Source organism: Pseudomonas helleri, from assembly GCF_045830615.1.
In the GTDB taxonomy this organism is placed as follows: domain Bacteria; phylum Pseudomonadota; class Gammaproteobacteria; order Pseudomonadales; family Pseudomonadaceae; genus Aquipseudomonas; species Aquipseudomonas helleri.
Map to the genome: position 1 here is coordinate 2,069,812 of NZ_CP174501.1, position 10,722 is coordinate 2,080,533.

Annotated in this window: 10 protein-coding genes; 4 read left to right on the forward strand and 6 right to left on the reverse strand. The window is 57.0% G+C overall.

The features are described from left to right. Positions 1 to 76: 76 nt before the first annotated feature. Positions 77 to 613, reverse strand: a complete 537-nt coding sequence (locus ACJJU9_RS09335; RefSeq protein WP_048368942.1) for a DUF1269 domain-containing protein — start codon at positions 611 to 613, stop codon at positions 77 to 79. 282 nt (positions 614 to 895) lie between these two features. Then, positions 896 to 1,090 carry a carbon storage regulator CsrA gene (csrA, locus tag ACJJU9_RS09340; protein WP_048368943.1) on the reverse strand — a complete coding sequence of 65 codons (195 nt, stop codon included), beginning with the start codon at positions 1,088 to 1,090 and terminating at the stop codon, positions 896 to 898. A 252-nt stretch (positions 1,091 to 1,342) separates the two neighbouring features. Between csrA and ACJJU9_RS09345 the strand changes: the two genes are divergently transcribed. Continuing rightward, positions 1,343 to 1,699: a hypothetical protein gene (locus ACJJU9_RS09345; protein ID WP_048368944.1), complete on the forward strand. Its 357-nt coding sequence runs from the start codon at positions 1,343 to 1,345 to the stop codon at positions 1,697 to 1,699. 191 nt (positions 1,700 to 1,890) lie between these two features. On the opposite strand, the gene ACJJU9_RS09350 is transcribed toward ACJJU9_RS09345, so the two are convergent. Then, on the reverse strand, positions 1,891 to 2,175 hold the full coding sequence (locus tag ACJJU9_RS09350; protein WP_273224816.1) for a helix-turn-helix transcriptional regulator: 285 nt from the start codon (positions 2,173 to 2,175) through the stop codon (positions 1,891 to 1,893). A gap of 308 nt (positions 2,176 to 2,483) precedes the next feature. Between ACJJU9_RS09350 and ACJJU9_RS09355 the strand changes: the two genes are divergently transcribed. Further along, positions 2,484 to 3,104 (forward strand): TetR/AcrR family transcriptional regulator, encoded by a 621-nt coding sequence (locus ACJJU9_RS09355; RefSeq protein ID WP_048368946.1) that lies wholly within the window; start codon positions 2,484 to 2,486, stop codon positions 3,102 to 3,104. A 92-nt stretch (positions 3,105 to 3,196) separates the two neighbouring features. Here the strand turns inward: ACJJU9_RS09355 and preA are convergent, their stop codons facing one another. The 3 genes from preA to hydA are packed head-to-tail and all read right to left on the reverse strand — an operon-like array spanning position 3,197 to position 7,336. Further along, positions 3,197 to 4,471, reverse strand: coding sequence for an NAD-dependent dihydropyrimidine dehydrogenase subunit PreA (preA, locus tag ACJJU9_RS09360; RefSeq protein ID WP_407730536.1), 1,275 nt, complete (start codon positions 4,469 to 4,471; stop codon positions 3,197 to 3,199). Then, positions 4,472 to 5,839, reverse strand: a complete 1,368-nt coding sequence (locus ACJJU9_RS09365; protein WP_407730537.1) for an NAD(P)-dependent oxidoreductase — start codon at positions 5,837 to 5,839, stop codon at positions 4,472 to 4,474. Between the two features lie 57 nt (positions 5,840 to 5,896). Then, positions 5,897 to 7,336 (reverse strand): dihydropyrimidinase, encoded by a 1,440-nt coding sequence (gene hydA, locus ACJJU9_RS09370; protein WP_407730538.1) that lies wholly within the window; start codon positions 7,334 to 7,336, stop codon positions 5,897 to 5,899. Positions 7,337 to 7,928: 592 nt separating this feature from the next. Between hydA and ACJJU9_RS09375 the strand changes: the two genes are divergently transcribed. After that, positions 7,929 to 9,416, forward strand: coding sequence for an NCS1 family nucleobase:cation symporter-1 (locus ACJJU9_RS09375; protein ID WP_048391496.1), 1,488 nt, complete (start codon positions 7,929 to 7,931; stop codon positions 9,414 to 9,416). A 30-nt stretch (positions 9,417 to 9,446) separates the two neighbouring features. Beyond that, complete coding sequence (locus tag ACJJU9_RS09380) at positions 9,447 to 10,721, forward strand: Zn-dependent hydrolase (protein ID WP_273224824.1); 1,275 nt, start codon at positions 9,447 to 9,449, stop codon at positions 10,719 to 10,721. The last annotated feature ends 1 nt before the right edge of the window (position 10,722 follow it).

The following is a 10,722-nucleotide window of genomic DNA, read 5'->3' on the forward strand; positions in this document are numbered from 1 at the left end:
GGATGCGCAGATCCAGGGTTTCGACTGCCCGGCAAGAGCAGTCGAAACGTCGACACGGCGGTGTCGTTTTTAAAGGTCAGGCAGCCGGTTGGGCCTGCACATGATGGGACAGTGCTTCCTGAAGTTTTTTCTCTTGCTCAGGGGACAACGAGGTGCGCAGAACCTTACCCTCGAAGCCTGCTTTTTGCAGTTCTTCCAGCACTCTCTCCGGTTGGTATTTGCGCAACAGCACAAACAGCGCCGAAGAGTTGTTCGGAATGGTTTCGCCCAGATTCTTGATGAACTTGTCGTCGATCCCGTAATCGCTCAACGAGCCAGACAGTGCACCGGCGCCAGCGCCCAGGGCGCCACCAATGGCAAAACCGGCCAGCGGGTTGAGAAACAGCAGGCCAACCAGTGCGCCCCAAAGCCCACCAGTGACCAGGCCCGAGGTGGCGCCAATGGCGGTCAGGTTGACGCTTTGTTTGACGTGGAGCTTGCCTTCACCGTTACGCGTAACAATGACCGAGTCTTCGAGCTCAACCAGATATTCTTTGCTCAACGACACCAGCTCGGTGAGCGCGCGGTCGGCGGTTTGGGTGTCTGAAAATCCCACTACGATTAGATCGGACATGTCTTTCATTCCTTGACAATACAGGTCCAGCCCAGAGGGGCTGATATTAAAAGGAGTCGCTCAGTCGCCATGATGCAGGGGCATCGTGGCCGCAGTGATTCAGAGAATTTGAGTCTTCTGCGAGGATAGAGCGTGGTCGCAAACCTGGATATGTCAAGTCAGCAGCGCATCACTGCCAGCAATCACGGGGCATGATTGCAGAAAAAAAACGGGGATGGTTTCAATCGTGGAGGGCTGGCTAGGCAGCCCTGACACTCACTCCAAGGGCTGATACCTCGAGAATTAAGACTGGTTGCCTTTGTCCGATGCATTCAGACCTGCCTGGATGCGTTGATAGATTTCTTCGCGATGTACTGCGACGTCTTTCGGCGCGTTGATGCCGATTCTGACCTGCTGCCCGCTGACTCCTAAAATAGTGATCGTAATATCGTCACCGATGTTTATGCTTTCACCAACTTTACGGGTGAGTATCAGCATTTTTTTCTCCTTGATGGCTTTGTAAGGCACGTCTCTGAGACGGTGCGGCTTCGGTCATGGCTACAGAATACTGCTAAGTGCATATAAATGCGCCGCTCATTACAGACGTCATAGCCAGAGGTAAAATTCCCCGGACGAGGGAAGCTCATGCCTATGAAGCTTAAATAGGGGCGGATTTGATTTGTTCAAGGAGAGCAAAGGCCACTGCCCCAGTGATAAAATCGACCCACTCATACAGATAGGGGAAACGCAGTGCGTAAAGTCATCGTGATGACAGCAATATTGGCCTTGACGGCTTGCGGTCAGGAGTCTAACGATAAAATCGAGCAGGCTAAAGCGGCTTCTCACTCTACGGTGGTCCAGGTGCCTGTTGCTCACTGGGCGCTGGAGCTCACTGAAGGGCAGAGAGCGACGATTACGGATACCACTGGCAGGCTGCTGGATAATGGCTTTGTTCCCTACATTCTCGAAAAAGACGGTGTGCAACATTTCTTGATCGGCCCTTATGCGACCGAGGCTCAAGCCCGGGAAGTGCAAGAACAGATCAAGCTCAAACCCAAGCTCGAAGGCATTGAAACCGACGTGATAGAGCTGCCGCCTTCGCCTTGATCGACTACCTGTCAGCCATGGTTCAAGCGTAGTGCCCAACGGGCACTACGCGAATGTCGTCACCTGTTTTTTTTAAGCGTGCCCGGTGCTACCGGTCCAGGCGAGAGCAGGATTACAGCAATACGATGCCCTGATTACACGCACATTAAGCGTGTATCGCCGGCAATGTGGACATGCAAGTTGTTCAGCGTTTAGAAAGGTGTGACAAGCCCCAGGGCCGTTGCTTTGATCAACGCAGCGCTACGGGTCGAAACGCCGAACTTAAGACGAATATTGCCGAAATGAAAGTTGACCCCCGACTCCGTGCATTTGAGGATCAGCGCAATCTCCCAGGAGGTTTTGCCCTGAGCCCCCCACGCGAGCACTTCCTTTTCTTTGGGGGTGAGTTTGATAGCGCTCAGAGCGTTTTCTTTGGTCTGGGCGTCAGGCTGGAGGTATGTTGATTGTCCACTGGTCGCTGATTGAGGCTGATGCATGGCAAGACGCTCCCATAGATCAAAAAACGTAAGTGGGTTGTAGGGAGTTCCTCTCTAATCGAGAGGAAAATACCGTAGGACTTTTCCTTGTTGTGGGCTTATTTATAAACCGTTCTGCGGTGTTTGGAACCTGTCAAAAATAACAGTCTGAACACATTTCAGAGGGTGGACCGACAGGCGAGCTTGCGCGTTGCTGTGTGCTCTGACTGACCCCTTAATCCAGGCTCAGCCCTTGCGTGCAGCGGGCAGATGGCGCAAGTTTTATCTGGACACATATCGACGAATCGTGACGACAAGGGCCGTACGCTATGAGCAATCACAAGATCGAAATTCGTCGCAGCAATGTCGAAAAAATCCTTCTCGGAGCCGAAAAGGTCTTTGCCGAAAAAGGCTTTGCGGGCACCGCCATGGCGGATATTGCCGCTGAAGTTGAGCTGCCTCGTTCCAACTTGCACTACTACTTCAGCACCAAAACCGAGCTGTATAACGCGGTTTTGCTGGGTTTGCTGGAAGTGTGGAAGCAAGATGCGCTGTGTTTTGAAACCTATGATGACCCGCGCCTGGTCCTCAGCAGTTACATTCGCGCCAAGATGACCCACTCACGTACGCGCCCCTACGGCTCGAAAGTCTGGGCAGACGAAATCATCCATGGCGCGCCCACGCTGGGGCTCACGCTGGATGCGAGTCTCTATGATTGGGCAAAAATGAAAGAAGCCAAAATCCGCCAGTGGGTGGCAGACAAACGGATATTGCCGGTGGAGCCGTCCAGCGTGTTGTTCATGATCTGGGCTTCAACCCAGCACTACGCAGACTTCGATCACCAGGTGAATATCATCAACGAGCATCAGCCGTTGAGTGACATCCAGTTCGAGCGCGCCATACACAGTGTCACCAGCATCATCCTGCGCGGTATCGGGCTGGAGCCGTAAAGGATCTTCCCCCGGCCGTAGTCGCTGAGGAGCGGAGCGAGGCTGCGATCAAGAGCAAACAATCGCGAGCAAGCCCGCTCCCACAAGGGTGTTCAAGAAGCCACGTGGTAAGGATTACGCGGGTCGTGGTTCCAGTCCAAGAACGGTTTGCCGGTGTTTTGCGGCACCATCTCGATACAGTCGTCTACCGGGCAGGTGATCTGGCACAGGTTGCACCCCACGCACTCATCATCAATCACTTCATAGCGATGCGTCCCGTCAGCCAGTTTCTGGCTGGAAATTGCCTGGTGCGAGGTGTCTTCGCAGGCGATGTGGCAACGACCACAGCCGATGCATGCATCTTGGTCGATCTTGGCGATGACTTGGTAATTTATATCCAGATATTTCCAGTCAGTGGTATTGCCCACGGCCCGCCCCGAAAAGTCCTCCAGGCTCGAATAGCCTTGGCTGTCCATCCAGCGCGACAAACCGTCTTTCATTTCGTCAACAATCCGAAACCCGTGGAGCATGGCAGCGGTGCACACTTGCACAGCGCCACAGCCCAGGGCGATAAATTCCGCTGCATCGCGCCAACTGCCAATGCCGCCAATCCCGCAGATCGGCAAACCTTGGGTCTGTGGGTCGCGAGCAATTTCGGCCACCATGTTCAGCGCGATCGGCTTGACGGCCGAACCGCAATACCCCCCGTGAGTGCTCTGGCTGCCCACCACAGGCAGGGCGACCATGCGATCAAGGTCGACACTGGTGATCGAATTGATCGTGTTGATCAACGACACCGCATCGGCACCGCCGCGATGGGCCGCCCGGGCGCTGAGGCGGATATCGGTGATGTTGGGCGTCAGTTTGACGATCACCGGCAGCGAGCAGTATGTCTTGCACCAGCGCGTGACCATTTCCACGTACTCCGGCACCTGGCCAACGGCCGCGCCCATGCCGCGTTCCGGCATGCCGTGGGGGCATCCAAAGTTCAGCTCGATGCCATCAGCGCCCGTGGCTTCGACCAGCGGCAGGATGTACTTCCAGGCTTGCTCCTCACACGGCACCATCAGCGACACAATCAGTGCGCGGTCCGGCCAGTCTTTTTTGACCTGAGTGATTTCACGCAGGTTGATTTCCAGCGAGCGGTCGGTAATCAGCTCGATATTGTTGATGCCCATGACTTCACGGTTAGGCCCGAAATGCGCCGAGTAGCGTGAGGATACGTTGACCGCTGCCGGGTCTTCGCCCAGGGTTTTCCAGACCACGCCGCCCCAGCCCGCTTCATAGGCGCGGACCACGTTATAGGCTTTGTCGGTCGGCGGCGCAGAGGCCAGCCAGAAGGGATTGGGGGCTTTGATACCGGCGAAGTTAATCGAGAGATCGGCCATTTACGCAGCCTCCTGAGTGAGCATGAGTTGGGCATGAATGGCTTGCGCGGCCAGCTTGCCGTGTTGCACCGCTTGCACGGTCAGGTCCTGGCCCAGCGAGGTGCAATCGCCACCGGCATACACGCCGGGGATGCTGGTGCGCAGGTGCTCATCCACGGTAATCCGGTCGCCTGTGCGCTGGAGTGAATGGGCCAGCGGGTCGCTCAAGGTAGCTTCGTCAAAGGTTTGGCCGATGGCCTTGAATACCGCATCGGCGGCCAGCTCAAAGGTTTCGCCGGTTTTCACCAGGCGCCCGTCTGCAAGGCGGGTGCGGGCAAAGCGCATGCCGCGAACCTGGCCTTGATCGTCGAGCAACACCTCATCGGGTTGGGCCCAGGTCATCAGGCGTACCTGATTGGCTTTGGCGATGTCCTGCTCATGGCCGGTCGCGCCCATGTCTTCCTGACCACGGCGATACACCAGATTCACCTCGCGGGCGCCCAGACGGGCCATTTGCACGGCCATATCGATGGCGGTATTGCCCGCGCCCAACACGATGCAGCGTTCGGCCAGTGGCAGTTGGGTCAGGTCGTCGCTTTGGCGCAGCTCGCGAATGTAGTCAGTGGCAGCCAATACACCGGGCGCCTCTTCATGGGTTAGACCGAGCTGCCGACTGGCGGCCAGGCCGATGGCCAGAAATACCGAATCAAATTGCTGGTGCAAGTCGCTCAGGCTCAGGTTGTCGCCCAAGCGCTGGCCGTGGCGAACTTCGATGCCACCGATCTGCAAGACAAAATCCACTTCACGCTGAGCGAAATCGTCCACCAGTTTGTATTTGGCAATGCCGTATTCATTGAGCCCACCGGATTTTTCCCGGGCTTCGAAAATCACCACCTCGTGCCCGTGCAGCGCCAGCCGATGGGCGCAGGCCAGTCCGGCCGGACCCGCGCCAACCACGGCAATGCGCTTGCCGGTTGAGGCGGCGCGGGTGAACGGGTACTCGCTGAATTGCGCATTATCAATCGCATAGCGCTGCAACAAGCCGATCAATACCGGCGCACATTCCTGCGCGTTATTACGCACACATGCTTGCTGGCACAGCACTTCGGTGGGGCACACGCGGGCGCAACTGCCGCCGAGAATGTTGGCCGAGAGGATTTTCTGCGCAGCGCCTTGAACGTTTTCCTGCTGGATATTGCGAATAAACGACGGAATGTCGATGTCGCTGGGGCACGCATTCACACACGGTGCGTCGTAGCAATACAGGCAACGCGAGCTTTCCAGTTCAGCCTGACGGGCGCTGAGCGGTGGCGCCAGATCAGTGAAGTGACTGGCCAGCACCAGCGCATTTTCGTGGGGGTGCGGTAGATGATTCAGGGACTTGATCACAGGAATTGCCTCACGGTTGTGGGAAGCGTCTGCCTCTGACGGGCAGTGGTGGTGTGCTCAGCGCTTAACAGCAACGGGCTGGTGATACTCGGCGCGCTTTTTCAACAGGTCGAACACGGCGGGGTAGGCCGGGCGTTCGATATAACGCCCGGCGCCGCGTTCGGCCCGCAAATCGCCATCGGCCCAGACCACCCGGCCTTGGCTGATGGTGTGACTGGGCACCCCGCGCACGGTCTTGCCTTCGAATATGTTGAAGTCGACCTGCTGGTGGTGGGTTTTAGCGGAAATGGTGCGTGTGCCCTGCGGGTCCCACAGCACCAGATCAGCATCGGCGCCGACGCGGATTGCACCTTTGCGCGGGTACAGGTTGAAAATTTTCGCGGTGTTGGTCGAGGTCAGCGCCACGAACTCCTGCATCGACAAGCGCCCGGTGTTCACGCCTTCATCCCAGAGCACGGCCATGCGGTCTTCGATACCCGCCGTGCCGTTAGGGATTTTGCTGAAGTCGTCACGCCCGGCGGCCTTTTGCTCAGCGCAGAAACAGCAATGGTCAGTGGCGGTGGTGTGCAAATTGCCGGATTGCAGGCCGTGCCACAGCGCTTGCTGGTGGCCCTGTGGACGGAAGGGCGGGCTCATCACATAGCCGGCGGCGGTTTGCCAGTCGGGGTTTTGATACACGCTGTCATCGAGCAGCAAATGCCCGGCCAGCACTTCGCCGTACACCGGCTGGCCCTGGCTGCGGGCATAGGTGATTTCGTCCAGCGCTTCACGGGTCGAGACGTGCACCAGGTACAACGGCGTGCCAATGGTTTGCGCGATGCGAATGGCCCGGCTGGCGGCTTCGCCCTCAACTTGCGAAGGCCGCGACAGCGGGTGGGCTTCCGGGCCGGTGATGCCCTGTGCCAGCAGCTTGCGTTGCAAGTGGTACACCAGCTCGCCGTTTTCTGCGTGCACGGTGGGCACCGCGCCCAGTTCCAGGCAGCGTTCAAAGCTTGCGACCAAGGTGTCATCGGCGGCCATGATCGCGTTTTTGTAGGCCATGAAATGTTTGAAACTGTTGATGCCGTGGTGGCTCACCAGCTCGGCCATTTCTTCGCGGACCTGTTCGCTCCACCACGTGATGGCGACATGGAAACCGTAGTCCGACGCGGACTTCTCAGCCCAGCCGCGCCACTGATAAAAGGCCTCCAGCAACGACTGCTGAGGGTTGGGAATGACAAAGTCAATAATCGACGTTGTCCCGCCTGCCAGACCTGCTGCCGTACCACTGAAAAAGTCTTCACTGGCAACAGTGCCCATAAACGGTAATTGCATATGAGTGTGGGGATCGATACCGCCGGGCAGTAAATATTGGCCACTGCCATCCAGCACTTCACAACTGGGCGGAACTTCAAGATCAGTGCCAATTGCGCGGATTAGACCGTCTGCGCAATAAACATCAGCACGGTAACTTTCATCATGGGTCACAAGCGTAGCGCCACGGATTAACAGCGACATACCAAGTTCCTCGCAGGCAGACCGGCTGGGGCCGGTTCTAATGTTGTTATTACGACCGTAGTACAGGATTTTATTCCTGTCACTGGTGACAGGAATAAAATCTAGTGGGTTGTTAAGGAATGAGCAAATATTATTTTCAAGTAGGTATGTGTTACTTAACTTAATGATTTATAAAGGTTTAATCTTGAAATCACCAAATTGGTGCGTGCTTTCACCATTTCGGCGCACTTGACAGGAATTAAATATGGGTGAAGTTTCTTATGCTAAATCAGGCGCTTGAAGTCTTCGGAGAACAGCCAGAGCCAAACAAAAATAAATAAGCGTGCACCGATATGTTTCGTTTAGTTCTATCCGGCAATGCAAACTATTCTTGATAAGGGTTTATCGGCGTGTTGTGTGCGGTTTAAAAGTGCTTATAAACCAGCGAGTTGTAAGGTGTGAACACAACTGTCCGTGAACACAATAATTAACACGGCACAGTTTTTGATTGTCGCTGCCATTACCTCACCGTCAAGGTTCGCAGGTGATTGCACAGAGAATCGCTCTGCGTCCGTGCGCAGGGTTAATCACCATAAAAAGAGAGTGAATGAGCATGCAACCGAGCAGATCCCAAGTCACCGAACGCAATGGTTTGTACGAATTGGAAGCCGGGCCTGAAGTTCTCGATAGCCCCCGATACAACCACGACATAGCTCCCACCCGCGTGCATGAACGCACCTGGAACAAATGGCACATCACCGCGCTGTGGGTGGGCATGTCGATTTGTGTGCCGACTTACACCCTGGGCGGCGTATTGACCGCTTACTTCGGGCTGTCCGTCGGTGAGGCGCTGCTGGCGATTTTGCTGGCCAATATCGTGGTGCTGATCCCGCTAACGCTCAACGCTTTTGCAGGCACCAAATACGGGATTCCCTTTCCGGTACTGTTGCGTTCCTCGTTCGGCATCCTCGGCTCCAACGTCCCGTGCCTGATCAGGGCACTGGTGGCCTGTGGCTGGTTCGGGATCCAGACCCTGTTCGGAGGCCTGGCTATTCACCTGTTTCTGGGATCGGTGTTTGAGGGCTGGAAAAGCCTGGGGGGCATCGGTGAAGTCATCGGTTTCATGCTGTTCTGGGCGCTCAATCTGTGGGTAGTACTGCGCGGCGCCGAATCGATCAAATGGCTCGAAACCCTCTCTGCGCCGCTGTTGGTGCTGGTAGGGCTGGGCTTGCTGGTGTGGGCCTTGCCGAATGTGTCGATGACCGAACTGTTGGCCCAACCGCCGAAACGTCCTGAAGGGGCCAGCGTGTATGGCTACTTCTTTGCCGGGTTGACGGCGATGGTGGGTTTTTGGGCCACTTTGTCGCTGAATATTCCCGACTTCAGCCGCTACGCCAAAAGTCAGAAAGACCAGATTCTGGGGCAGATATTTGGCCTGCCACTGACCATGTTCCTGTTCGCCGCCCTGGGCGTGATCATGACCGCCGCCTCGCAAAAATTGGTGGGCGTGACCGTCTCCGACCCCGTCAGCCTGATCGGCCATATTCAAAGCCCCGGCTGGGTCGCGCTGGCCATGGCGTTGATCATCATCGCCACGTTGTCGACCAATACCGCCGCCAACATCGTTTCCCCAACCAATGACTTCCAGAACATTGCGCCCAAGCTCATCAACCGCACCACGGCAGTTATCTTGACCGGGCTGGTGGGGTTGCTGCTGATGGCCCATGAGTTGCTGAAAAAACTCGGTTTGCTGGTCTCGGATGTCAGCCTCGAAACCGTGTATTCCAACTGGTTACTGGGCTACTCCAGCCTGCTGGGGCCGATTGCCGGGATCATGGTGGTCGACTATTTCATCATCCGTCAGCAAAAACTCGACCTCGCCGGGCTCTACCGCGACGGCGTGTACCCGGCCTGGAACTGGAACGGTTTTATCGCCTTCGGCGTGCCGGTGGTCTTGACCCTTATGTCGTTGGGCAGCAGCGCTTTCAGCTGGTTTTATGACTACGGCTGGTTCACCGGGTCGCTGCTCGGTGCCGCAATTTACTACGGCTTGTGCCGCCTGAGCAGCCCGCAAACCGCGGTTGCCAAAAGCACGCTCTGACCCAATAAAAACGGCCTGAGGAATAACAATATGAACGCAGCACATCCCCTTCAGCAGCAAGCCAACCAGTCGATCAACGGCGAACGCCTGTGGGCGTCACTGATGGAATTGGCCAAGCTGGGCGCCACGGTCAAAGGCGGCGTGTGCCGCCTGGCCCTGACCGACCTCGACCGTCAGGCCAGGGACATCTTTGTACGCTGGTGCGAAGACGCCGGTTGCACCATCAGCGTCGACGCCGTGGGCAATATCTTTGCCCGTCGACCGGGGCTTAATCCTGACCTGCCGCCAGTGATGACCGGCAGCCACATCGACACTCAACCTACGGGCGGCAAGTTTGATGGCTGTTTCGGCGTGCTGGCCGGGGTCGAAGTGCTGCGTACCCTCAATGACCTCAACATCCAGACCCAAGCGCCGATTGAAGTGGTGGTGTGGACCAACGAAGAAGGCTCGCGCTTTGCCCCGTGCATGATGGGCTCGGGGGTATTTGCCGAAAAATTCACCCTGGAAGAAACCCTCGCCAAAACCGATGCCCAAGGCGTTACTGTTGGCGAAGCGCTGAACGCCATTGGATATGCAGGCAGTCGCAAGGTCAGCGGGCATCCGGTGGGTGCTTATTTTGAAGCGCACATCGAGCAGGGGCCGATTCTGGAAGACGAACGCAAAACCATCGGTGTGGTGCTCGGGGCGCTGGGTCAAAAATGGTTCGACCTCAACCTGCGCGGCGTCGAAGCCCATGCCGGGCCAACCCCCATGCACCTGCGCAAAGACGCGCTGGTCGGCGCGGCGGCCGTGGTCGCCGCGGTCAACAAAGCCGCCCTGGGCCATCAGCCCCATGCCTGCGGCACCGTGGGCTGCCTGCAAGCGTACCCTGGCTCACGCAACGTCATCCCCGGTGAAGTGCGCATGACCCTGGACTTTCGTCACCTGCAGCCGGAACGTCTGGACTCCATGATCAGCGAAGTGCGCGAAGTGATTGAGGCAACCTGTGCCAAACATGGTTTGAGTTTTGAACTTACCCCGACGGCTGATTTCCCGCCGCTGTACTTCAACCCTGACTGCGTCAACGCAGTGCGCAATGCGGCGAGTGAGCTTGGCTTAAGCCACATGGACATCGTCAGCGGGGCAGGGCACGACGCGATCTTCCTCGCCGAACTGGGCCCGGCGGGCATGATCTTCGTGCCGTGTGAAGGCGGCATCAGCCACAACGAAATCGAAAACGCCGACCCCAAAGACCTGGCAGCGGGTTGTGCGGTGCTGCTCAAAGCCATGCTGGCAGCCTCCGAAACCGTAGCTGCCCAGCACTAAT